Source organism: Pseudidiomarina aestuarii (assembly GCF_003987355.1).
Taxonomy (GTDB): domain Bacteria; phylum Pseudomonadota; class Gammaproteobacteria; order Enterobacterales; family Alteromonadaceae; genus Pseudidiomarina; species Pseudidiomarina aestuarii.
In genome coordinates, this window is record NZ_PIPR01000003.1 from 53,057 (window position 1) to 77,095 (window position 24,039).

Sequence of the window (24,039 nt, forward strand, 5' to 3'; positions counted from 1 at the left end):
TTTACATAGTACTAACGTACAGAATACAACGTGAATACTTTGCGCTAGGGTAAGCATGCCATGACCATTAGGATGTGCCAAACGGCACTCAGAACAACATAACAACCCATATGAAAACAACAACTCGAATTCGGGAGAACGAGACCATGAGTCAGCCCAAGCACACACAAACATTTCGGCATTCGCTCGTAGCAATGGCTATTGCATCGGTGGTTGCGATGCCGGCAGTTGCGCAAGAAGCCAATGCTGATAACGCGCAAGCGAGCGACGATTACAAAGGTTTAGAGCGTATTGAAGTCACTGCGCGTCGCCGTACAGAGAGTATTCAGGAAGTTCCAGTTTCTGTTTCTTCGTTCAGTGCGGGTGACCTTGCTGAAATTGGTGCGGAAGACATTACCGAACTGCAACAACGCATTCCAAATACCACATTGCAAGTCAGCCGTGGTACTAACTCAACACTAACCGCGTACATTCGTGGTGTGGGCCAACAAGATCCACTGTGGGGTTTTGAGCCTGGCGTTGGTATTTATATTGATGATGTGTATATCGCCCGGCCACAAGGTGCGGTGCTCGAAGTTCTGGACTTAGAGCGTATCGAAGTATTGCGAGGCCCGCAGGGCACACTTTACGGCAAAAACACCATCGGTGGTGCTCTGAAGTATGTCACCAAAGAACTGACCGGCTATGATGAATTTAGCGTGCAAGGTACGGTGGGTACCTATGGACAGAAAGACCTGAAAGTATCTGGTCAGACGGCTTTATCTGACAGTTTCTTTGTAGGTGGCGCATTAGCGACACTGAACCGTGATGGTTTTGGTGAGTTCGTAAATACGGGTGATGAGAACTACAACAAAGAGTTAATGACCGGTCGGGTGAGCGCGAAATGGTTGGTTTCTGACGACGTCAGCGCCAAGTTCATGTACGACAAAACCAAAGACGACTCGAACTCGAAGGGTGGCTATCGTCTAACCTCATCGCAGTTGACTGGACAAGAACCGTATCAAAGCGTGTATGACTCCAACACTGCAATGCCAGTCGACAACCTTGTCGAAACGGAAGGCTATTCACTGACCATCGATTGGGACATCAACGAGAATTGGGCATTTAAATCGGTAACCGCCGCTCGCGAAGGTTACACCATGACCAATATCGATTTCGATTCTACAGGTGCTGGCGCGTTATTAGTTCCTGCAGACTACGAAGATGAACAAACCACCCAAGAGTTCCAGTTAAGTTACGCGAAAGACCGCACCACATTTGTGGGTGGTGTCTATTACTACGACGGCGAAGCGTGCGGTATTTTCGGTACGGTGTTGCCACAATTATTGGGCGTTGGCCTAACCATTGATAATGGCGGTTGTGTTGATACCAAGAGCACGGCTTTGTACGGTCAAATTAACTATGACATGACCGATAATTTCTCGTTCACGGTCGGTGGTCGTTATACCGAAGATGAGAAGTCAGCGAACGTACTGCGCCAGACTTTCTTGGGCGTGAAATTCCTTGATCGTTCAGGTTCAGCAACTTTGTTGTCGACCAACTCTGACTTTAGTGCTGAAGAAAAGTGGACTCATTTCTCGCCACACGCCAGCATGCGTTACCGTATCACCGATGACACTATGGTCTACGGTAGTTATAGCAACGGCTTTAAGTCGGGTGGTGTAGACATGCGTGCAGACGCCACGTTGAACCCCGATGCTGTGATTCCATACGACCCAGAGATTGTTGATACTTATGAAGCGGGTATTAAAACTGAATTCTGGGATGACCGCATTCGCTTAAATGCAGCTTGGTTCTTGTCGAACTACTCCGATATGCAGGTCACTGTGCAACGTGCAGTGCCAGCAGGCGTAGCTTCACAAGTATTGAACGCTGCTGAAGCAACGGTTTACGGATTTGAAATTGAAGCTGTGGCCGCTGTTACCGACAGCCTGAACGTCACCGCCATGATGGGTAACGTGAACGCAGCATTTGATTCTGTTCGGTTCTTCGACCCTGTCGCACAGGAAACAACGGACGTTTCTGACATTTGGTCCTTTGCGAATACGCCAGAATTGGTTGCAAACTTAGGGTTCAACCAGAGCCTTGAGAATGAGTATGGTCAATGGGTTTGGTCAGGCAACATGGCTTATCGCAGCGAAACTCAAATCTTTGAAGTGCCATCGATGTTGGATATGGGCGGCTATAGCCTCTTCAATACCAGCTTGATGTGGTACTCCAATGACGGCAACTGGTCTGCTGGCTTGCATGTGAAAAACATCGGCAACAAAGTATATCGGTTAGCTGGTTATAACTTCGCAGCACCTCGTGACGCGAACGGTAATCGCACTGGCCCAGGTTTGGGTGGTGAAGATACTATCGTTGGTTACTACGGCGACCCGCGTACTGTCTCCCTGACTGTGGGGTATCGTTTCTAACCCCGCACAGTTGTTGCCGGGGCATTTTGCTCCGGCAATGACTGACTTTTACATTCGGACACGCTAGCATGGGGTATCCTTTTTCCAACGATCAAACCAATAACATGGCCCGTGCAATTATTGCCGACGATCATCCTTTATTCCGAGCTGCCCTCCGTCAAGCTTTGACGGAAACATTGGCAACCGACATTAAAGAGGCAGCAACCTTTCATCAATTGTTGTCCATGTTACAAGCCGAACCTCAAATTGAACTTATCTTGCTGGATTTATCCATGCCAGGGAATCGAGGTTTGACGGGACTGACGTCGTTACGCAGCCGCTATCCAGATATTCTGGTGGTGATTGTATCTGCCAATGAACATCCACAAGTCATCCGGCAAGCAATGGCGTATGGCGCCAGTGCCTACATTCCAAAGTCTATGCCACTGAATGAGCTGCAACATGCCGTCGAAACCGTATTAGCCGGTGACACTTGGTTACCTGAACACTTGGTCGGTGAATTAGCGTTAGCAGAAAACGACCCGTCGGTTGAATTTGCACGCCGTTTGGAGCAGTTAACGCCGCAACAATTCCGTGTGCTGGAGTGTTTAGCGGATGGTCTGTTGAATAAGCAAATTGCTTATGAATTAAACGTGCAAGAGACGACGATTAAACAACATGTCTCTGCCATTCTGCGGAAATTAAATGTCATCAACCGCACGCAAGCGGGCGTGGTCTTCAAGCAAATGTTGAACGCCACCGACAGCAATACCGACAATCAATCACTTCAATAATTGCTTCAACAAGCGTTTCAATGCCACCGTCTTGATGGGTTTTGGAATAAAGGCTGCGCGTTCGGCAATGGCTTGCTCACGCACTTGTTCATCTGGATCCGCTGAGTTGATGATAGCGGGCAATGAAGGGTTGTTGAGCTGTGTGCGAATCGCCTGCAGCACTTGAATCCCAGTTTCGCCATGGTCGAGGTGATAATCCAAAATCAAACCATCCGGCAAAGTGCTTGGCTCGTCCGGTAGCTCGAAAGCACCACCTGCCGTCAATACCCTGGCTCCCCAGCTGGTCAGCAATTGCTCCATAGCGACAAGAACGCGAGAATCATTGTCGACCACCCAGAGAGTTTTCCCGTGCAAGAAGTTATCGTTGGTGGCGCGACTTAAGGCTGGCGCGCGGCGCTTTTGCTTCTGCCAACGGGCCACGGGTAAGCGCAACACGAAACTTGTGCCGCGATTGACCTCAGAGTGAAATTCCAACGGGATATCCAGCAATCTACACATACGCTCAACTATGGCGAGGCCCAAACCGATGCCTGGGTTATCGCCTTTTTGATCCAATTGGTGAAATTCGCGGAAAATGTTCTCGCGCTGGTCCGCAGGAATGCCACGACCGGTATCAATAATGTGGAGGTCAACAGCGTTACCGCGCCGTCGCGTGCCAATGACAATGCGTCCCGTATCCGTGTAACGAATGGCATTCGACAGCAGGTTTTGAACAATTCTCGATAGCAGCTTACGATCGGTATCGACCCATGCGCTGGAACCTATGTAGCGAATTTTAATGTGCTTATCAGCGGCGATGACTTGTTGCGTTTCCACCAGTGGCAGCAGGATATCGTTGAGTGCGGTCACTTGCCTATTGACCGGCAGGTTACCGGCCTCTAAACGAGTCATCTCAAGCAGCATCGTCAATAGTTCTTCGGCATTTTGTAGCGATTGTTGCAGTTGTCGCGCCAGTGCTCCGGTCTCACCTTGTAAGCGTTGTTGTAACATATCGCAGAACAGCGTGGCGGCATTGAAAGGCTGCATCAAGTCGTGACTAACCGCCGCAAAAAAACGCGATTTACTCTGATGTGCGCGTTCTTCGGCTTGTTTGGCGTTGAGAAGCTCTTGGGTCCGTTCAAGAACTCGTTGCTCAAGCTCTGCGTTAATGCGTTCGAGTTCCCGCTGCGCCTGCACCAACTCGGTAATATCTGTGTAGGTGGTTACAAAGCCACCATCTGGCATGGGTGCGCCTTGCAGCTCAATCACATGCTCACCTTGCTGGCGTTGGTAACGATAAGCGCTACCGGCCCGCAAGTACTGCAAACGTTTGTCGATTTCGGCGTCAATATCGGCGTGCACACCGTCGCCTAGCAGACCTCTGTTAGCGTTATAGCGCAGCAAGTCAGCTACGGGCATACCTGCTTGCACAAACCCTTGCGGGTACTGAAATACCTCCAGGTAGCGACGGTTCCATGCTACTAAACGGAGCTCTTGGTCTACCACGCTGATACCCTGTGGTATGTTTTCCACCGACGCTTGCAGTAATTCCCGATTAAATTTGTAAAGCTGCGACGCTTGCGTTGCCCAAGTCACCACTTGCGAAATCGGTACACCCGGTTGTTGGGTGATCGCATCGAGCAGGATTCGACTGGCAGCACTACCAATCACCGCAGCAAGCTCGCGCTCCACTCGCGCAAGTATAGGTGCCGGCACAAAATCATCAGTGGGCGCACTGTTCAGATCGATTTGTAATCGTTCCGCTAAGCGATCCAGTTCGACCGTATCAAAAAACCGAGCCAGTACTTGGCGCAGCCGTCCCCAGTTAATAGGTTGATGCTGATACAGCTCTGGGTGCCCACCTGTGGGGTCAACGAATAGTTTCGTTTGCCGCTTTTCTATGGAGTTACTGCGAAATAACAACGAACCCAGAATGAAGAGCGCGATATTACAGCCCAGACTCAACAAGATGCCATTACTCATGGCAACGTCAGTGAGCTCACGTTGACTGTGAATAGCCGGAGTTAGCAGAAAAATCACCCACAAGGTTGTGCCAATGATGATACCTGCTGCAGCCCCTGCTTTGTTTGCTCGCGACCAAATCAAGCCGCCTAACATAGCTGGTGCCAGTTGCGCCAGCAGCGCAAGTGACAACAGACCGGCATTCACCAGTGGCATGTTGGCTTCGGTGAGCTTATGAAAACCAAATGACAAGCCAATAATCACAATAATTGTGGAGCGACGAATACCGAGGATCCGCGCCGGGCTGAAAGTGAATTTACGCAGCCGTTGGTCGGTGAGGCGCAGCCACAACGGCATAATCACGTCGTTCGACATCATGATACTCAGTGCCAACGTAGCGATGATCACCATGCTGGTGGCTGACGCTAAGCCACCTATAAACGCCACCAGCGTCATTATTGGTTGTTCAGCATGCAACAGTAAGCTCAGCATAAACGTGTCGCTGCGGGCTGCCTCGGGAACCAGAATCAAGCCTGCTAGGGCAATCGGGAGAATGAAGAAGTTAATCGCGAATAAGTACAGCGGGAAAGCCCACCGCGCCGTCCGTAGCTCTTCGGGATCGTTATTCTCTATGTAGGACACATGAAATTGTCGCGGCAACACGAACATCGAAATTGCCCCGAGCAAAATATGAGTCACATACACAAACCCACCACTGGGCAACCCTGCCATGACTTCGGCAACGCGGGGTTCTTGAGCCGCTCGCACAAACAAGTCGCCAATGCCATCGAACAACCCGTAGGTCACGAAGATACCCACAGTCATAAACGCACCGAGCTTGACGACCGATTCAAAGGCGACTGCGTCCATCAATCCATTGTGTTGTTCAGCGAGGCTCAAGCGTCGTGTTCCGAACAAAATCGCAAATCCCATCATGGCTAAGGCAACCAGCGCTGCAACGTCACCAAACCAGGGTAGCGGCTGCGAATCAAAGCCTGTCACCATGGCAAAACTGCCAGTTACTGCTCGTAACTGCAGCGCAATGTAGGGGACAATACCTACCAGCGCTATTAACGCAACGACGACAGATAGTGTCGCGTTCTTGCCGTAGCGACTACCAATCATGTCGGCGATAGAAGTCAGGTTTTGTTGCTTACAGGCGTGCAATAGCCGCATTTGCAGTGAGTGCAAAAAGATAAAGACGATGATGGCGCCGACATAGGTCGGAGCCATGGCCCACCCATAATACGCTGACTGCGTAATAGTGCCGTAGAAGGCCCAGGTCGTGCAGTGAATGCCTTGTGCCAGTGCGTAACGATAGGGTTTGACTTGATTGGCCGGTCGCCGGTCGCCGCGGTAAGCAATAGAATAGAGAATGGCAATGTAGCCAACCGCAACAAGAACCGTGAGCCAGATGGAGAGCATCAGCGCGGTCCACCGTGTTCATGAAATACCGTGAGTGTCCATTGCCAACGAATGGCACCGAGTCGCATGAGTAAGGTTGTAAGTCCGCCAACTAACAGGGCCAAAGCTGGCGTAAACTCAACCATGACCACGTACACCGAACCACCGACTAAACAGGTGGTCGCATAGAGCTCCCCTTTTAACACCATGGGAATGTCGCGAACCAACACATCACGCAGCATACCGCCAAAACAAGCGCTCATGGTGCCCATAATCACGCAAATCAGTGGCGAGAATCCCGCCATCATTGCCTTCTGCGCGCCCATCACAGTGAAAAATGCCACCCCAACCGCATCGGCGACCAACAGAGTGGTTTGATGAATGTAATCGCGGAGTCGGAGCCATAAAATAGTGAGCACAGCAGCCGCGGCAATGGTGTACAGGTAAATTGGGTCATGCACCCAAAATACCGGCAAGTCGAGCATCAAATCGCGCAGGGTACCACCACCAATAGCCGTCACCGCAGCTAATACAATCACACCGAAGCCATCCAAATTTTTGCGAAACGCCAACAAGGTGCCCGCTACCGCAAAAACAGCGACGCCAAGGTGATCAACAATGTAGAGCAGAAGTTCCATGTCCATGCGCGAATCCAGATTAGCTTAGTTGTGTAAACACTCCCTATTTAACCAGTTTTTCGTTAGAATGCCCGACTATTCGCAAAAACTGGTCGATAGGGCTTGTTTACTTTAAAGTGAGCCCCATCTCTATCCAAACTATTTTTATAAAAAGGGGACTTTCATGGACTTTTTAATCGGTACAGCCTACGCGCAAGACGCGGGTGCACAGCAAGGTGGCGGCATGGAACTTATTTTCATGTTGGTCATGTTTGGTTTGATTTTCTATTTCATGATTTATCGTCCGCAAGCGAAACGCGTCAAGCAACATAAAGAATTGATTGCCAGCGTCAGCAAAGGTGACGAAGTATTAATGAATGGTGGCATGGTTGGCCGCATCACGAAATTAAGCGAAGACAAAGATTTTATGGTCATCGCATTATCTGAAGGCGTTGAAGTGACGGTACAAAAATCAGCAGTCACTGCAGTACTGCCGAAAGGAACCATGAAGTCTCTGTAATAAGAGCTAAGGATCTGTTGTGTTGAATAAGTTTCCGCTCTGGAAAAACCTGATGGTGGTGTTCATCGTCGCGTTCGCAGCGCTGTATGCGCTGCCGAACCTGTATGGTGAAGACTACGCAGTGCAAGTATCGGCTGGACGCACAGTAACCGTAAATACGGAGACTTTGGGTCGAGTGGAGTCAGCGCTGCAAGCAGCCGACATCGAAATGAAAGGTATCGCATTGGAGGACGAGCAGGTGCTCGTGCGGCTGAACAGCGATAGCGATCAATTACAAGCGCGCGATGTTATTTTGCGCGAGTTAGGTACCGATTACTTCGTTGCGCTCAACCTTGCGGCAGCGACGCCTGATTGGCTGGAAAGCTTGGGTGCCTCGCCAATGAAGTTAGGCTTGGATTTGCGTGGTGGTGTGCACTTTCTCATGGAAGTCGACATGGGTGAGGCAATGCGCAAAATTCTTGACCAGATGCGCGATACGGTTCGCACTGATCTACGTGAAGAGCGGATTCGTTACAGCGGTGTCAATCGTGACGGCAATGACGTTGTGATTGAACTGCGCTCTGCAGAAGATTACGCAGCGGCGGAATCGTTTCTGAATAATCAGTATCAAGGCTACACCTTGATCGATGATGAGGCGACGCAAACCATTCGTTTGCGTATGACCGAAGACAAAATTCGTGAAACGCAAGATTATGCCATTTCACAAAACGTCACCATTTTGCGCAACCGGGTGAATGAACTCGGTGTTGCTGAGCCTGTTGTTCAGCGCCAAGGTGCTGATCGGATTGTGGTGCAATTGCCAGGCGTTCAAGATACCGCACGTGCTAAAGAAATTCTTGGTGCGACTGCAACGCTCGAGTTTCGCTTCCAAGACACCGAAAACAGCGTGTTTGATGCTGAGGCGGGACGCGTCCCATTCGGTAGTGAGCTGTATCCGAACCGCAATGGCGGCAACGTGCTGTTGAAGCAAGATGTGATTCTGACCGGTGACCACATCGTCAATGCTTCATCAAGCTTTGATGAGAATCAACGTCCTCAAGTCAATATCACTTTAGATGGCGCTGGTGGTGACAAAATGTCATTAGCCACTCGGGATAATATTGGCCGCCCCATGGCAACCTTGTTTATCGAGTTTAAGGCCACTGGTGAGCGTGATGAGGAAGGTAAAATCATCTTTGAGCGCCAAGAAGAGGTTATCAACGTCGCAACCATTCAGGCGCGGCTTGGTAGTGCTTTCCGCATCACAGGCATTGGCTCTCAGCAAGAAGCACAGAACCTTGCATTATTGCTCCGTGCAGGTGCCTTGATTGCGCCGATTCAAATTGTTGAAGAGCGCACCATTGGTCCGAGCCTTGGAGCCGAAAACGTCCAAATGGGTATTCAGGCTATCGTTGCGGGCTTCATCATGGTGATCATCTTTATGGTGATTTACTACCGTAAGTTTGGTCTGGTGGCGAATCTGGCTTTATGCGCCAACGTGGTACTCATTGTCGGTGTGATGTCGATGATCCCCGGCGCGACTCTGACTTTACCGGGTATGGCAGGTATCGTTCTGACCGTCGGTATGGCGGTGGATGCCAACGTACTTATTTTTGAGCGAATACGCGAGGAAATTAAAGCGAAGCGTAGTCCTCAACAAGCGATTCACCATGGCTATGATAGTGCATTATCGACTATTGCGGATGCCAACATTACTACGCTGATTGCAGCCATTATATTGTTCGCTGTGGGCACCGGACCGGTGAAAGGTTTCGCGGTCACGCTGGCGATTGGTATTTTGACCTCAATGTTCACCTCCATTATCGGAACGCGTGCAGTGATTAACGCAATCTGGGGTGGCAAACGAATCGACAAGTTGTCGGTGTAGGAGAAGCAGATGCGTGAATTAGTCAAAACGGAAAATGCTCTGCCATTCATGAAGTACCGCTTCGTGTCGTGGATATTCAGTGCAATTTTATTGGTTGGTTCGATAGCTTCTTTAAGTATCAACCAATTGAACTGGGGCCTCGATTTTACCGGTGGTACTGTTATTGAAGTTGGCTACGATCGTCCGGCCGATTTATCAGCAGTTCGAGCCGTTTTAACCGAGCGTGGTTTTGGTGATGCCGTAGTGCAAAACTTCGGTACTCAAGAGGACGTGCTGATTCGATTGGAGCCACGCGAGGGCTTGAAAGCCCAAGAGTTGGGCGATCAAATTTTGCGTGCCTTGCAAGAATCGAGCGATGGCACCATCGACATGCGACGGATTGAATTCGTTGGTCCGCAAGTGGGTGATGAATTAACTGAGCAGGGTGGCTTAGCCATGCTGACCGCTTTGATCTGTATTTTGTTGTACATTGCAGTGCGGTTCGAGTGGCGTTTGGCGCTGGGCGCAGTCGGTGCTTTGGCACATGATGTCATTATTACGCTGGGCTTATTTTCGGTCTTGGGGCTGGAGTTTGACCTGACTGTATTGGCAGCGTTGCTCGCGGTTATCGGTTATTCCATTAACGATACCGTGGTGGTTTGTGACCGAATTCGGGAAAACTTCCGTAAGTATCGTAAAGGTACACCAGAAGAAATTATTGACGGAGCGATTACTGATACGCTGAGTCGGACCGTTATTACGTCCTTGACCACAGTGCTCGTATTGCTGGCGTTATTCTTTCTGGGCGGCCAATTGATTCACGGCTTCGCAACAGCGTTGTTGTTCGGTATCTTTATCGGTACATACTCGTCCATATTCATTGCGAGCGGTTTAGCGCACGCGTTGGGTATCAGCCGCGAAGACCTGATGCCACCTGAGGTGGAAAAAGAGGGCGAAGACCTCGAGCCGATGCCATAGGCGAAGCGACAAGTTTATCTAGTATGGCCTTCATTGAAGGCCATATTTATTTTAACGATAAGGAGAGAATCGGATGTTAGCAGTTATTTCTCCAGCCAAGAATTTGGACTATGAGAGTGAGCTCCCTACGAAAGAGTTTACCCAACCACGATTACTCGATGATGCCACCGCGTTAGTTGATGTCGCGCGCGAGTTGTCACCGCAACAGCTCGGTAGTTTGATGTCGATTAGTGACAAACTGGCAGGGTTGAATGCTGCTCGGTTTGCAGAGTGGCAGACGCCATTTGACCTTAACAATGCACGGCAGGCCATTTACGCCTTTGACGGGGATGTCTACGCGGGGTTGTCGGCAGAGAAGCTCGATGCCGAAGCAATTGCATATGCTCAGGAACATTTGCGCATCTTGTCGGGTCTATATGGTGTATTGCGGCCATTAGACTTGATGCAACCGTATCGGTTGGAGATGGGAACGAAGCTCGAAACGGCTCGTGGTAAAAATCTTTATGAGTTTTGGGGTGACATCATTACCGAGCTGCTAAACAAAGATTTAGAGCAATGTAAATCAACTATACTAGTCAATCTCGCGTCTAATGAGTATTTTAGTAGCGTGAAGAAGAAACAACTGAAAGCCGACATCATCACTCCAGTTTTTAAAGATGAGAAGAACGGCGAGTACAAAGTTATCAGTTTCTGGGCGAAGAAGGCGCGCGGTATGATGGCGCGGTTTATGATGAACAATAAGCCAAAATCGATTGCTGATTTGCAGAAGTTTAATGCAGCGGGTTATCGATTTAGCTCAGCAGAATCTACAGCAACAGAACTAGTTTTTCTGCGTTCTGAGGCTGATCAATAAGGAGTAACATATGGCGGAACATCAACACGATCGAATCGAAGAAGAGAGTGGTCGCGGCAAACTCATATTGACCGTGATCGTTGTTCTAGCCATTGCAGTTGCTGTTGTCGGTTGGCTTTGGTCACAACAATCGGAACCAACGCCTCAGCCTGTTGATATTCCTGTTGCGGTGGAAGCTGCAGAACCTGAACCTGAACCGGAAGTGGTCGACGAGCCAGAGCCGATGCCAACGGTTGAGCTAGATGCAGAGCCGGTGGCTGAGCCTGAACCAGAAATCGAACTCCCCGCGCTCGGTGAAAGTACTCCTGAAGTCTTAGGTTATCTCGAAACTGCGGAGCAGTCGGTTGAGCCTTTGCGTAGTGAGCAACTCGTGCGGGACGCCACCGTGTTTGTCGATAATTTGCGTAACGGCGTCGTGATTCGTGATAAAGCGATTATTGAGGGACCGCAGAGCCGCTTTCGAGTGCTTGAGCAGAACGGTAAGATCTATGTCGATCCGCGCAGTTTTGATCGGTACAACACAGTTGTAGATTGGTTTGTAAGTCTTGATACCGCCGTTTTAGTACAAGGACTTGATCGTTACCAGCCTCTGGTGAAACAAGCATTAGGCGAAATTGGTTATCCCGACGCGGAACCAGAAGCCGTGTTGGTAGAGGCTATTGATATGCTGCTAGCGACACCGTCAGTGGGTACGGTTATTGAACTGAATGATGACAAGGTGATGTATCGCTATGCAGACCCTGCATTAGAAAGCTTGCCAGATGCCCAGAAGCAGATGTTGCGCATGGGTCCTGATAACATTCGGCGCGTGAAGCTGAAGTTGGAGAGTCTGAAAGCGGAGCTTCTAGCAGCACAATGACAGCACAGCACACGATTATCCCCGAGCACCTGCGGGGAGACTTTCCGACGCGCGGAAATGCGTTTAGTCGCTGGGTAGGACGCGTTGGTCTGCGTGTCCTCGGTGGTTGGCGCGTCGAAGGTGAACTACCGCGCACCCGCCAAGCGATTATTCCCGTTGCTCCTCATACCAGCAATTGGGATTTTTTTATCGGCGTGTTTGTGATGTTAGCTCTGGGTTTAAAACTTTCCTATCTCGGCAAACATACGATTTTCCGATTTCCGGTCAACGGCCTACTGCGCTGGCTGGGCGGTATCCCGGTTGACCGTCGCTCAGCACAAGGGGTAGTCGGTGAAATGGTAGAGCAGTTTAAACAGCGTCCGGAATTGGTTTTAGCGCTCTCGCCAGAAGGTACTCGGAAAAAAGTCACCGAATGGAAAAAGGGATTTTTACACATTGCCAAAACCACGGGTGTGCCGGTTATCCCTATTGCATTAGACTTCAGCCGCAAAGTTTTAGAAATTACTCCAGCCCTGTTAATTACTGGAGATATTGATGCGGAGCTTGAACGAGTAAAAGCAGCCGTTGCTCATGCACAAGGCAAAAATCCACAACATGCCTGAAGCGAAAAATTGTGCTATTATCGCGCCCGTTTCGTTAAGAGGAATTCATCCATGAAAGTTATTGAAGGCGGTATTGCCGCAAATAGCGCAAAAATTGCGATTGTCGTCGCTCGCTTTAACCATTTTGTGGTCGACAGTTTGCTCGAAGGCGCACTAAATACATTGAAGCTTTATGGCCAAGTCAGCGCAGACAATATCACTGTAGTGAAAGTGCCTGGAGCTTATGAAATTCCTCTGACTACCAAAAAATTAGCTGCGACCGGACAGTTTGACGGCATTATTGCGTTAGGCGCAGTCATTCGTGGTGCTACGCCCCATTTTGATTTCGTAGCAGGCGAGTGTAATAGTGGTTTGACACGCGTTGGACTGGAATTTGATATTCCGATTGCAAACGGTGTATTGACTACCGATACCATTGAGCAAGCAATCGAGCGCAGCGGCACCAAAGCCGGCAACAAAGGTTCAGAAGCTGCCTTAAGTACGTTGGAAATGATCAACGTATTAAAGCAGTTATAAGAGGTTATTGAATGAAACCAGCAGCACGTCGCAAAGCCCGTAAACTTGCCGTTCAAGCAATTTACTCTTGGCAATTGTCGCAGAACAGCATGACCGATATCGAAGCTCAGTTTTTAACTGACAATGACACTTCGAAAATTGATGTCGACTACTTTTTGGCTTTGGTTCGCGGTGTTGCTGGGCAGTCCAAGAGCCTTGATGACGCTATGACACCTTATTTAGATCGTCCAGCTAAAGATCTCGACCATGTCGAGCGCGCAGTCCTGCGCCTGGCATGTTTTGAACTGCGTGACCGCCTTGATGTTCCGTATAAAGTTGCAATCAATGAAGCCATTGAGCTCGCTAAAGCATTCGGTGCAGACGACAGTCACCGCTTTGTGAATGGTGTGCTGGATAAAGCCATCGACGCATTGCGTCCTGCTCGTCAGTAGGTTGATTCAACTATGACATTCGGCGAATTCGATGTCATCGAAACCTATTTTACGCACCGTTTTGCTCAACGCGATGACGTTCAAGTCAGCGTGGGCGATGACGGTGCTGTCGTTGCTATTGACCCCACCGAAGACTTGGTCGTTGTGACCGACACTATGGTGGCCGGGGTTCACTTCGATGCGAATACACCGGCTCGCGCCATCGGGCATAAAATTCTTGCGGTAAACCTCAGTGATCTGGCTGCCATGGGCGCTGAACCACGTTGGTTTAGTTTAGCCTTGACCCTGCCAGAAATTGATGAAGAGTGGTTGACTGGTTTTTCGACCGGCCTCAAGGAAATGAGTGAGTATTACGATTGCAGCTTAATTGGCGGCGATACGACGCGTGGACCGCTCACGATTACGATCACGGCGCATGGTGTAGTTCCTAAAGGCAAAGCATTATTGCGTAGCGGCGCCAAACCGGGTGACTGGATTTATGTATCCCATGCCTTGGGTGATGCGGGACTCGCGTTAGCGGTGCAGCAAAAGCGGCTAGCTATCCCCGATCAACACTACCGCAAAGTGTGTGAACGACTCTTTTTCCCGACACCACGGGTAGCACTAGGACAGTCATTACGAGGCATAGCCAGTAGCGCAATTGATATCTCGGATGGTCTATTGAGTGACCTCGGCCACATATTGAAAGCTTCACGTGTGGGTGCGCGACTCAGTCTTGATGAATTGCCCTTGTCGTTGCCAATGACCGAGAGCTTGTCTCAGGAACAAGCGTTACAGTTAGCGCTGACTAGCGGTGATGATTACGAGCTCTGCTTCACCGTTCCCGAAAGCCAGCGTGGTCTGTTCGATACCTTAGTAGCGCATGCGGCAACAAAACCTATTTGCATTGGACGGATCACGAGTGATCTCAACCGTGTGGTACTCGAGTTAGATGGTGAGCCATGGCAATTGCCAGCAGGCGAGCAGGGGTACCAGCACTTCGCTTTTTCCAGCGAACGAGGCCATGATGGCCAATCCTAAAGTGCACCTGCGCTTGCTCAAGAATCCAATCCATTTTCTTGCATTGGGTTTTGGCAGCGGTTTGGCACGTTTTGCACCCGGTACTTTCGGTACGTTGGCAGCGTTGCCGTTACTGTGGCTGCTGCACACGCAATTGAGTATGCTCAACTATGCGGCAGTGACGCTTCTGTTTGCTGTGGTAGGTGTTTGGATTTGTCGCTATACCGCCAATGCACTCGGCGTTCATGACCATCCGGCGATTGTTTGGGATGAAGTGTGCGGCATCCTGATTGCCATGGTGGCACTACCCTTAACTTGGTTGAATGTGTTGGTGGCGTTCGTTTTGTTTCGATTCTTCGATATCGTTAAACCAGGCCCGATAGGCTGGTGTGACCGCAATTTACACGGTGGTTTGGGAATCATGGTTGACGATATTTTGGCTGGCGTTGCCGCCGGCGCAACCTTACATCTTGGCTACGCGCTCTTGAATACGTTTCAGTAGGCCTTTGCTATCGAGCCCCAGTTCGGCGCGAATCTCGTCCTGCGTTCCATGCTTAATAAAACTGTCAGGCAAACCACATTGCAACAATGGTAGGTTGATTTGCTGCGCTTGCAGATATTCCGCAATAGCGCTGCCTGCGCCGCCGGCAATAGCGTTATCCTCGACACTGACTAGCAGCGTATGATCTTTAGCGAGAGCCTCTAAACAAGCGGTGTCGAGCGGTTTCACAAAACGCATGTCGATCACCGTTGCATCGAGTTCTTCGGCGCACGGCATGACATCAGCAAGGCAAGTTCCAAAACTCGCGATCGCAATCTTTTTACCGGTTCGCACGGTTCGCGCCTTGCCAATTTCCAGAGCCTGTAATTCCGCGTCCAGTTCACAGCCACTGCCATTTCCGCGCGGATAACGAACCGCTGCCGGTTGGCCGAGTTGATACCCAGTAAAGAGCATGTTGCGACATTCGTTTTCGTCACTCGGCGCCATGACCACCATATTGGGTATACAACGCAGATAGCTCAGATCGTAGGCGCCTTGGTGCGTTGGTCCGTCAGCACCGACAATGCCGGCACGGTCAATGGCAAATAACACCGGTAAATTTTGGAGCGCAACGTCATGGATTAACTGATCATAGGCACGCTGCAGGAAGGTCGAGTAGATGGCGACCACAGGTCGGTAGCCACCAATCGCTAAACCGGCAGCAAAAGTGACCGCGTGTTGTTCCGCGATAGCAACATCGAAGTACTGATCAGGGAAGCGCTGAGAAAACTCCACCATACCTGAACCTTCACGCATAGCGGGTGTGACTGCCATGAGCTTGGGATCGTGATTTGCCATCTCACACAGCCAATCACCAAACACTTGAGAATACGAAGGAGTGGCTGCTTTTTTGCTGGGCAGCGACGAAATAGCTGGGTCAAACTTTGGCACACCATGGTAGCCAATCGGATCTTTTTCGGCAGGCTCATAGCCTTTGCCTTTGCGAGTCACCACATGGAGAAATTGCGGGCCTTTTAATTTACGCATATTGCGTAGGGTATCGACCAACAAATTCACATCGTGACCGTCTATTGGGCCGATGTAATTAAAGCCCAATTCTTCAAAAATAGTCCCCGGAGCGACCATGCCTTTCATATGTTCTTCGGCACGACTGGCCAAGTGATGAATACCTGGCATGCCTTGCAATAACTTCTTACCGCCTTCGCGAATGGAGGTATAAACCTTACCAGACAGCAGGCGTGCTAGGTGATTATTCAACGCACCGACATTTTCTGAAATAGACATGTCGTTGTCGTTTAAAATCACGAGTAAGTTTGGGTCGATATCGCCGGCATGGTTGAGTGCTTCGAATGCCATGCCTGCCGTCATTGCGCCGTCGCCAATAATAGCGACCACTTTCTGCTGTGTCTGCTCTCGCTCAGCGGCGATAGCCATCCCCAAAGCAGCGCTAATAGACGTACTCGAGTGACCCACACATAAAGTGTCGTACTCGCTTTCTTCACGCCATGGGAATGGGTGCAAGCCATCCTTTTGCCGAATGGTGTGCAGTTGCGCTTTGCGGCCTGTCAAAATTTTATGGGGGTAGGCCTGATGACCGACGTCCCAGACTAATTGGTCGTAGGGCGTGGTGTAGACGTAATGCAATGCGACAGTCAGTTCAACGGTGCCTAAACCCGAGGCTAAATGGCCACTACTGCGGCTGACTGAATTTAACAGAAATTCACGTACCTCAGCGCAAACTTGTGGAAGCTGACGCTCTGAAAGTTCACGTAGATCGGCTGGGACGTCAATTGCATCCAACAGTGGGTATTGCGTTGCTGGATGACTGCCAGATTCTGTCATGTCGTTAATGATCCCGATTTAATAAAGCTTCTGCAAAGCTTTCCAATGTCTGGGTATTGTAAGGGATTCTGCGCAGGGCATGAAGTGCTTTCTGGTGCAGATTATGTAAGCACTCTTGTGCACCGGCTAACCCTAATACACTTACATACGTAGCTTTGTTTGCTGCACGATCACTCCCTTGAGACTTGCCCAGAGCAGTTGTACTGCCGGTTACATCGAGAATATCGTCCTGCACTTGGAAGGCTAACCCTAAGTAATCCGCAAAAGACTCAAAATCTGCACGCCATTGCTGCGCCTCTGCATCACCGGCGAGGACGCCGAGAGTCACGGCACAACGAATCAGCGCTCCGGTCTTATGGCGGTGAACGCGGGCCAACTCGGCCTCGATCAGTTGTTTGGCAGTAGCATCCAAATCCAGCGCTTGACCGGCACACATACCGCGGTCACCGCTCGCAATCGCCAGCGCGTTGAGCATCGACAGTTGCGCTGTCGGCGAAACGGTTAAACCGGGCGCGCTGAGAATTTCGAATGCCAGCGATTGTAACGCATCACCTGCAAGAATCGCGGTCGCCTCATCAAATGCAATATGGCAGGTGGGCTGACCACGGCGCAGTGAGTCATCATCCATAGCCGGCAAATCGTCATGGATGAGTGAATAGGCATGAATGCATTCTACGGCTGCGGCTGCATGGTCCAACACGTTCTGGTCAGCATGACAGAGCTGGCCGACTTGATAAGTCAAAAAAGGTCTCACGCGCTTGCCACCCAATAGCAATGCGTACTGCATGGCCTGATTCAATTGCTCGGCAGGGCGGTCTGAACGTTCTAAGGAGTGCGTTAGAAAACTATCGACACGCTCTCTGGCTGCCGCAAGTACAGCGTTTAGGGTCACACGTCATCCTCTTGGCTGGCACCTGATGCTTCCGTAAAGGGCTCCAGTGTCTCGCCCTGTTGTTGTTGTAACAATTGGCTGACTTTCTGCTCGGCTTGTTGCAGTTTTTGTTGGCTCACTCGTGACAAGGCAATAGCCCGTTCGAACTGCTGTAAAGCGCCCTCTAGCGGCATATCGCCTTGCTCAAGCTGCGCAACAATCTGTTCAAGTTGCTGCATGGCTTGTTCAAAGGTCAGTTCGTCGGCACCTTTTTGGGCTGATGCAGTTTGGGTTGTTTCTGCTGGAGTGTCTGCCATTCGGGATATCCCCTATATTCGTTAGCGTGAGGCGCTGTAAGGCGCACAAATTACCGCGATTCCGTGACTCGGTCAAATCCGCTATAATACCGCCCTTTTGCGCGGCTGTAAGGCTTTTTGGGCGCGAAACAGAATCAATGCGAGAAAGAGTACCTCACTATCATGAAATTTATTATCCGCCTCCACGCTGAGATCACCATCAAAAGTAAGGGCGTTCGTAAGCGTTACGGTAAAGTTTTAGTCAATAATTTGAAAAGCATCTTGCGTCAGCAAGAACTGCCCGTCACAGTAAAGTGGTGTTGGGATCGCATTGAAATTACGGCCACTGATTCGGTGCTCCCTGATCAGTATGCGAGTGTCGAGAAGCAACTGATTCAGGTATTACACGACGTTCCCGGTATTGCTTGGTTTAGTCAGTCATTCGAGCAGCCGCTCGAGTCCCTCGAGGCCATTGCTGACTTAACCGTTGCAACCTGGGGGCACAGCATCGCCAACCGGTCGTTTGCCGTGCGCGTGAATCGCAAAGGCGAACACGACTTTAGCTCCCAAGATGTAGCGAAACAGGTAGGTTCTCGCTTGTTGGCGGCGACGCCGAGTGCGCGAGTGAACTTGAAACAGCCGGAGGTCGATGTTCGGCTTGAAATTGACGGTGAGACAGTACGCGTATTTGGCGACAAGTTAGCTGGACTGGGCGGGTTCCCCATTCCAACCCAGGAGACGGTTGTTAGCTTGTTATCGGGTGGCTTTGATTCCAGCGTCGCAAGCTTTCAACTGCTACGACGTGGTGCCCGTACTCATTTTTGCTTTTTCAACTTGGGTGGTGCACAACATGAAACTGGAGTGCGCCAAACTGCGCATTATCTGTGGCAACGCTATGCCGCATCGCATCCGCTTAAGTTTGTAAGTATCGACTTTGCGCCGATTGTCGAAGAAATTTTAGAGCATGTTGAGACGGGGCTGATGGGCGTGGTGTTGAAACGCCAAATGCTCCGAGCAGCGGAGATCGTTGCGGATCGGTTAAACGTATCCGCATTGGTGACCGGTGAGGCTCTGGGACAAGTATCGAGTCAAACCTTGAGTAACTTGAGCGTGATTGACGAGGCCACGACTAAGTTAGTCTTGCGTCCGCTCATTACTATGGACAAACAAGAGATTATTAACATTGCGCAACAAATTGGTACCGCGGATTTAGCCAGAAGTATGCCAGAATATTGTGGTGTCATATCCGTGAAGCCAAATGTGAAAGCCGCGAAGCAGGCGGTGTTGGAAGCGGAATCCACACTGGATACCAGCTTAATTGAGCGTCAAGTATTGGCTGCCAATGTGGTTGAAGTAAGCTCACTCGGTGAGCAATTAGCGAGTCAAGTAAGTGCGGTGGAGACGGTCGATTTAGTGCCCCAAAACGCTGAAGTTATTGATATTCGCAGTGCCGACCAACAAGAAGCGAAGCCATTAGACGAGCAACAGGTAGGCGCTCCGGTACAACATATACCGTTTTTTAAATTGGCGCGGCGCTTTGCTGAATTAGATAGTCAAAAAACCTATCTGCTGTATTGTGAGCAAGGTGTGATGAGTCAGTTACAAGCTTTATACTTGCAAGAGCAAGGTTACTCAAACGTTGCGGTCTTGAAGGTTCAGCTTCATTCATAGAGAGTGCAGTGCGCTGCAAGGAAGGTGTCATGTCAAAGCGATGGTTCGCTCGGTTATTGTTTGTTTTAGTGTTGATCGGGTTGTCGGTTGCTTTTTTGGCGCAAATCCAAGCAAACGCAGTACCACGTTTTGAACATTTGGATAAAGTGGTGCACTTCGTTGCATTCTTTATTTTGGCATGGACCTTTCATCGCGCATTCCCCATTCCGTGGTGGCTTGCCGTTTTGATTCTGACTGGCTATGGTCTAGCGATTGAGTATATCCAAGGATTGATGCCGTATCGGTCATCGAGCGGTTGGGACTTAGTGGCCGATGCCGCCGGTGCTGCGACCTACTATAAATGGGCGCTGTGGCGTCATCACCGAAATAAAGCTAAGCGCAAAAGCGAAGCAACGGATTAACGTTTCTTCGCTTTTGCTTTGGACTTTTTCGCTTTTTTCTTCTTTGCTGCACCGGGGAATTTATATTGTGGTTTCAACTCGGCAATGACGCGGCGGTCGATCTTGGCTTTCTGATAACGCTCAATTCGACTCAGTAATTGTGCGTCATGCGCCTCCACAATATTAATTGCCGTTCCGGTTTTACCTGCACGGGCTGTGCGCCCAATACGGTGGAGATACACATCTGCCTGTTTCGGTAAATCGAAGTTAATCACGACCTCAATATCATCAATATCCAGACCACGTGCCGCGACATCCGTAGCAATCATGGTGCTGTTATCAAATTTTTCCATGCGCGCGATGATTTTTTGCCGTTCATCTTGTGGCATATCACCCCGTAAGGTGAGGTTGAGAATTCCTGCGCTTTGCAGTTGTCCTGCTAACGTATCAACGCGCTCGCGGGTGCGTACGAAAATAACACGACGGCCCGGGAAATCTTGCAAAATACGAATCAGCAATTGCAATTTATGCTCGTAGGTATCGGCTTGATACCAGCGCTGCAATATTTTGCCTTTTTCACGCTTAGACGGTTCAATCGTTAAAGTCACCGGCTCTTTTTGCAGTTCTGCAGAGAAGGAGCGCACGCCGGGTGAATCTAAGGTGGCAGAAAACAGCAGCGTTTGCTTAAGTCCACGCGCTTCATTGACTAGCTGTTTCACCGCGGTGGCAAAGCCCATATCAAGCATGCGGTCGGCTTCGTCAATAATCAGACATTCAACCATTTCAAGGTTGCAACGGTCGGCGCTGATTAAATCGAGTAAGCGACCGGGCGTTGATACCAAAATGTCGTGGCTCGCTTCCAGGGTTTCATGTTGACTGCCGTAATTGACGCCACCGGTCACGAGTATTGATTTCAGCTCAGTGGTTTCGGCAAACGCATCTGCTTGTTCCCAAATTTGTTGAGCGAGTTCACGAGTCGGCGCCAAAATGAGCACACGGGCGGGGCCCGGCTGACGGCGTGGATAGTCGAGCAGGTGTTGCAGTGCCGGGAGTAAGAACGCCAGAGTTTTACCGGTGCCTGTTGGTGAGTTCACGAGTAAATCATGACCCGCCAAAGCTTCAGGAATGACCGCCTGTTGAACCTTTGCAGGTTTATTGATTTCAGCGCCAAGTAAAACGTCAATCAACGCTTCATCTAATTCAAGATCATCCCAGTCGGGTGTCATCACATTTTCCTGTAAACTAGTGCGCACAATCACGATGACCGAGCGCAATGATTCATTATGAGCTTTCAATGTCGGCAATTTTACCTGAAAGATGATCGCTGTGCGATGAAAGTTAGCACGGACAGTCTGCTTTTGGGCTCCTGGGTAGCCGTAGCGCCAACCGATAGCTGTATTCTGGATGTTGGCACAGGCTGTGGCATCTTGGCTTTGATGATGGCACAGCGGACCTCGGCGCAGGCAAAAATCCAAGCAATCGAGATCGAGGCAGGGGCGGCTGAGCAAGCTCAAGAAAATATCGACGCCAGTCCGTGGCCCGCTAAAATTCAATGCGCGCAAGCCGATTGCTTCGTTTGGCAACCGCAAACACCAATGGACTTAATCGTCAGTAATCCACCGTATTTTAACGAGCAATTAGCCAGTCAACAGGAGCAACGCCGAATCGCGCGACAAGGCTCGCAACCCTTAAGCGCATGGTTGGCGCGCATGGCCACATGGCTGAGTCCGCAAGGACGGATTGCATGGGTACTGCCGCTCAACATGGAAACTCGGCTCGAGGTGCCTGCCGAACTGTCATTGCTGCGCCGGTGCGAGGTCACAACGGTCGTTGGGAAGCCGGCAAAATTGGTGTTGTTGGAATGGACAAAGGCATCGGTAGAGTGCGTCAACGAGTCGTTGTCGATTCGGACCGCAGGCGGTGATTACACGAGAGAGTTTCGGCAACTCACCAACGCCTTTTATCTCGCTGGTGAGCACCAAAATTCCTCCTCAAGCTTATTCTAAGCCGAGAACTTTCTTACCTTGCGTGAACGTAATATCCACTGGAATTGAAGCCGCTGAAAGTCGATCTAAATCAGCTTGCAGCTGCGGATTGACATTGCCCAGCGTATCAAACAATTCACTGACGCCTGCGTAATTACCGTCACCCTGAAGGGTCAAAATATCAGCGGAAAGATCGTTCATTGCTGTGCGCATGGCGTCCATATTGACAGCATATTGCCCTTGGTCATTGCGCGTAAAGGCTCCTGCTTCGGCAAAGTAATTGAATCGCACCATATTCGCGCGACCATGCGCGCTCGAGGCGCCAAAGCGCACCGAGCGGAAAATGCCCGCTAAGAAAGTGGTGTAATAGTCTTCCAATTGTCCTTCATCCAGAACCCCTTGCTCAAGGAGCTGGGTGACCATGTACAGGCCGAGGATATCAGCCTTACCTTCTTCCAAAGGTGAAGCAAACTCTTTCAGTGCTTCGCGAACAGTCCCTTCGCTACCCACCAAGTTCTTGATGCCTAAGCCGTGCGCAACTTCATGAAACATCGTGTTCGCAAAGAAAGCGTCAAATGTGATGTGCTGGCGCTGCTCAGGGACGATTAACTCATTCGCAATCGGCACCAAAATTTCATCGAATTTAGCGCGCATGGCATTCTTCAATTGCGAGCGGCGCGTGCCTTTTGCGAGTTGCACTTCCTCGTCATTCGGCAGGTTGACCGCAATCGTTTTGCTACCGGCATTGGAGTGGCCTGCGTAATAAACCACATCATAAGCGTTTAGTTGAGCGCCCGATCCGGGCACCTCTGCTTTATAGGCTTCGTCAACTGGCAAGCCTTGTTGCAGCGCCGGCAGATATTCTGCGTATTTGGCTAAGCGCTCACTCCAGGCCATGTCTTTGATCAGCACGTACGATTCAAATCCTGCACGATAGCCATATAACTGATCTTCATAGGTCTCAATTGGACCAATAATCACATCAATCGGGTTATCAATTAAATCCATCCACGCATAATCAGAAGCTTGATATTCATTACTGAGCAACGCATCTGCGCGCATCCGTAAGTAGTCTGCAAAACCTTTATGATCGGCGTAGTTGGCAGCTTCTCTGAGTAAGTCAGCAGCGCGCTGCAGTTCAGGCGCAAAAGCTTCGTTGTATGGAATACTATAAAGCTCGCCTTCATCATTGCGGCGCACCAGGGTATATAAATCAACTTTGCCAGCAAAGTCTGCAGCTTCGAACTCCGCTTTGGACATATCGGTAGGGTAATAATTAGCACCAGCCGGCTTCGGCTCAACGTTGGTTAAAAACGGCGTATTGCTATTGAGTCGATCCCACGGGCCATAGTTGATGATGGCAAATTTACGCACCTTAGGATCCGCCAGTTGCCCCAGCAACTGCATGCGATCACCCGGGTACGCTTGGCGCCAGAACAATTGGTCCATAATTTCAGAGGCATCTATTAATAAGCCAATCATGGTTCGCTGATTGTCGCTTAAATGGCTCAGGTCAGCCGTCAAATCGACATTGGTATAAATATCCAGACGGTCTGCAGCTTCAGGTAACAGCTGATAAGTCGTGTTCTCAGCTGTGACTGATTCAGTCGCGTTTGATTGTGGCTGTGACTCTTGGCTACAGGCACTGACCGTCAAAGCGGAGAGTACCGCGAGAGCGAGTAGATTCTTGGTATTTTTTAATTTCATGACTGGCTCATTCCGTAGATGAAAAAAGG

The 24,039-nt window shown here is 50.1% G+C and carries 22 protein-coding genes; 15 read left to right on the plus strand and 7 right to left on the minus strand.

Annotated features, from left to right (window positions below; all coding sequences use genetic code 11):
* The first annotated feature begins 146 nt into the window (after positions 1 to 146).
* A complete protein-coding gene (locus CWE22_RS10385) occupies positions 147 to 2,417 on the plus strand; it encodes a TonB-dependent receptor (protein ID WP_169931418.1) in 2,271 nt (756 codons plus the stop codon).
* A 104-nt stretch (positions 2,418 to 2,521) separates the two neighbouring features.
* On the plus strand, positions 2,522 to 3,190 hold the full coding sequence (locus CWE22_RS10390; protein WP_169931419.1) for a response regulator: 669 nt from the start codon (positions 2,522 to 2,524) through the stop codon (positions 3,188 to 3,190).
* Here CWE22_RS10390 and CWE22_RS10395 read toward each other — a convergent pair.
* Positions 3,179 to 6,556 (minus strand): hybrid sensor histidine kinase/response regulator, encoded by a 3,378-nt coding sequence (locus CWE22_RS10395; RefSeq protein WP_169931420.1) that lies wholly within the window; start codon positions 6,554 to 6,556, stop codon positions 3,179 to 3,181. The genes CWE22_RS10390 and CWE22_RS10395 overlap by 12 nt on opposite strands.
* The gene (locus CWE22_RS10400; RefSeq protein ID WP_169931525.1) at positions 6,556 to 7,173 is read right to left on the minus strand and encodes a trimeric intracellular cation channel family protein; all 618 of its coding nucleotides are present in this window, start codon (positions 7,171 to 7,173) and stop codon (positions 6,556 to 6,558) included. The genes CWE22_RS10395 and CWE22_RS10400 overlap by 1 nt, the downstream gene beginning before the upstream one ends.
* 163 nt (positions 7,174 to 7,336) lie before the next feature.
* On the opposite strand from CWE22_RS10400, the gene yajC reads away from it, so the two are divergent.
* The 10 genes from yajC to CWE22_RS10450 all read left to right on the plus strand — a co-directional run bounded on the left by yajC (position 7,337) and on the right by CWE22_RS10450 (position 15,258).
* Complete coding sequence (yajC, locus tag CWE22_RS10405; RefSeq protein WP_169931421.1) at positions 7,337 to 7,672, plus strand: preprotein translocase subunit YajC; 336 nt, start codon at positions 7,337 to 7,339, stop codon at positions 7,670 to 7,672.
* Positions 7,673 to 7,691: 19 nt separating this feature from the next.
* Positions 7,692 to 9,539, plus strand: coding sequence for a protein translocase subunit SecD (gene secD / locus CWE22_RS10410; protein WP_169931422.1), 1,848 nt, complete (start codon positions 7,692 to 7,694; stop codon positions 9,537 to 9,539).
* A 48-nt stretch (positions 9,540 to 9,587) separates the two neighbouring features.
* Positions 9,588 to 10,496, plus strand: a complete 909-nt coding sequence (secF, locus tag CWE22_RS10415; protein WP_420821057.1) for a protein translocase subunit SecF — start codon at positions 9,588 to 9,590, stop codon at positions 10,494 to 10,496.
* Between the two features lie 73 nt (positions 10,497 to 10,569).
* The gene (gene yaaA / locus CWE22_RS10420; protein WP_169931424.1) at positions 10,570 to 11,349 is read left to right on the plus strand and encodes a peroxide stress protein YaaA; all 780 of its coding nucleotides are present in this window, start codon (positions 10,570 to 10,572) and stop codon (positions 11,347 to 11,349) included.
* A gap of 10 nt (positions 11,350 to 11,359) precedes the next feature.
* Positions 11,360 to 12,208, plus strand: coding sequence for a DUF3014 domain-containing protein (locus CWE22_RS10425; protein WP_169931425.1), 849 nt, complete (start codon positions 11,360 to 11,362; stop codon positions 12,206 to 12,208).
* On the plus strand, positions 12,205 to 12,810 hold the full coding sequence (locus CWE22_RS10430) for a lysophospholipid acyltransferase family protein (protein ID WP_169931426.1): 606 nt from the start codon (positions 12,205 to 12,207) through the stop codon (positions 12,808 to 12,810). Before CWE22_RS10425 ends, CWE22_RS10430 begins: the two co-directional genes overlap by 4 nt.
* A gap of 51 nt (positions 12,811 to 12,861) precedes the next feature.
* The gene (gene ribH, locus CWE22_RS10435) at positions 12,862 to 13,326 is read left to right on the plus strand and encodes a 6,7-dimethyl-8-ribityllumazine synthase (protein WP_169931427.1); all 465 of its coding nucleotides are present in this window, start codon (positions 12,862 to 12,864) and stop codon (positions 13,324 to 13,326) included.
* Positions 13,327 to 13,337: 11 nt separating this feature from the next.
* Positions 13,338 to 13,757, plus strand: a complete 420-nt coding sequence (gene nusB, locus CWE22_RS10440; RefSeq protein ID WP_169931428.1) for a transcription antitermination factor NusB — start codon at positions 13,338 to 13,340, stop codon at positions 13,755 to 13,757.
* Between the two features lie 12 nt (positions 13,758 to 13,769).
* On the plus strand, positions 13,770 to 14,777 hold the full coding sequence (gene thiL / locus CWE22_RS10445; RefSeq protein WP_169931429.1) for a thiamine-phosphate kinase: 1,008 nt from the start codon (positions 13,770 to 13,772) through the stop codon (positions 14,775 to 14,777).
* On the plus strand, positions 14,764 to 15,258 hold the full coding sequence (locus CWE22_RS10450; protein WP_169931526.1) for a phosphatidylglycerophosphatase A family protein: 495 nt from the start codon (positions 14,764 to 14,766) through the stop codon (positions 15,256 to 15,258). Before thiL ends, CWE22_RS10450 begins: the two co-directional genes overlap by 14 nt.
* Here the strand turns inward: CWE22_RS10450 and dxs are convergent.
* Genes dxs through CWE22_RS10465 form a run of 3 tightly spaced genes read right to left on the minus strand, consistent with a single transcriptional unit; the run spans position 15,220 to position 18,288 of the window.
* Positions 15,220 to 17,100 carry a 1-deoxy-D-xylulose-5-phosphate synthase gene (gene dxs / locus CWE22_RS10455; protein WP_169931430.1) on the minus strand — a complete coding sequence of 627 codons (1,881 nt, stop codon included), beginning with the start codon at positions 17,098 to 17,100 and terminating at the stop codon, positions 15,220 to 15,222. The two genes, CWE22_RS10450 and dxs, sit on opposite strands and share 39 nt — an antisense overlap.
* A 4-nt stretch (positions 17,101 to 17,104) precedes the next feature.
* Positions 17,105 to 17,992 carry a (2E,6E)-farnesyl diphosphate synthase gene (gene ispA, locus CWE22_RS10460; RefSeq protein ID WP_169931431.1) on the minus strand — a complete coding sequence of 296 codons (888 nt, stop codon included), beginning with the start codon at positions 17,990 to 17,992 and terminating at the stop codon, positions 17,105 to 17,107.
* Positions 17,989 to 18,288 carry an exodeoxyribonuclease VII small subunit gene (locus tag CWE22_RS10465; protein ID WP_169931432.1) on the minus strand — a complete coding sequence of 100 codons (300 nt, stop codon included), beginning with the start codon at positions 18,286 to 18,288 and terminating at the stop codon, positions 17,989 to 17,991. Before CWE22_RS10465 ends, ispA begins: the two co-directional genes overlap by 4 nt.
* A 162-nt stretch (positions 18,289 to 18,450) precedes the next feature.
* On the opposite strand from CWE22_RS10465, the gene thiI reads away from it, so the two are divergent.
* Both thiI and CWE22_RS10475 read left to right on the plus strand, forming a co-directional pair.
* A complete protein-coding gene (gene thiI / locus CWE22_RS10470) occupies positions 18,451 to 19,938 on the plus strand; it encodes a tRNA uracil 4-sulfurtransferase ThiI (protein WP_169931433.1) in 1,488 nt (495 codons plus the stop codon).
* 29 nt (positions 19,939 to 19,967) lie between these two features.
* Positions 19,968 to 20,339 carry a VanZ family protein gene (locus CWE22_RS10475; protein WP_169931434.1) on the plus strand — a complete coding sequence of 124 codons (372 nt, stop codon included), beginning with the start codon at positions 19,968 to 19,970 and terminating at the stop codon, positions 20,337 to 20,339.
* On the opposite strand, the gene srmB is transcribed toward CWE22_RS10475, so the two are convergent.
* Positions 20,336 to 21,544, minus strand: a complete 1,209-nt coding sequence (gene srmB, locus CWE22_RS10480; protein ID WP_169931435.1) for an ATP-dependent RNA helicase SrmB — start codon at positions 21,542 to 21,544, stop codon at positions 20,336 to 20,338. The two genes, CWE22_RS10475 and srmB, sit on opposite strands and share 4 nt — an antisense overlap.
* Before the next feature lie 57 nt (positions 21,545 to 21,601).
* On the opposite strand from srmB, the gene CWE22_RS10485 reads away from it, so the two are divergent.
* The gene (locus tag CWE22_RS10485; protein WP_169931436.1) at positions 21,602 to 22,324 is read left to right on the plus strand and encodes a tRNA1(Val) (adenine(37)-N6)-methyltransferase; all 723 of its coding nucleotides are present in this window, start codon (positions 21,602 to 21,604) and stop codon (positions 22,322 to 22,324) included.
* Here CWE22_RS10485 and CWE22_RS10490 read toward each other — a convergent pair.
* Positions 22,316 to 24,010 carry a dipeptidyl-peptidase 3 family protein gene (locus CWE22_RS10490; RefSeq protein WP_169931437.1) on the minus strand — a complete coding sequence of 565 codons (1,695 nt, stop codon included), beginning with the start codon at positions 24,008 to 24,010 and terminating at the stop codon, positions 22,316 to 22,318. The two genes, CWE22_RS10485 and CWE22_RS10490, sit on opposite strands and share 9 nt — an antisense overlap.
* Positions 24,011 to 24,039: the final 29 nt, after the last annotated feature.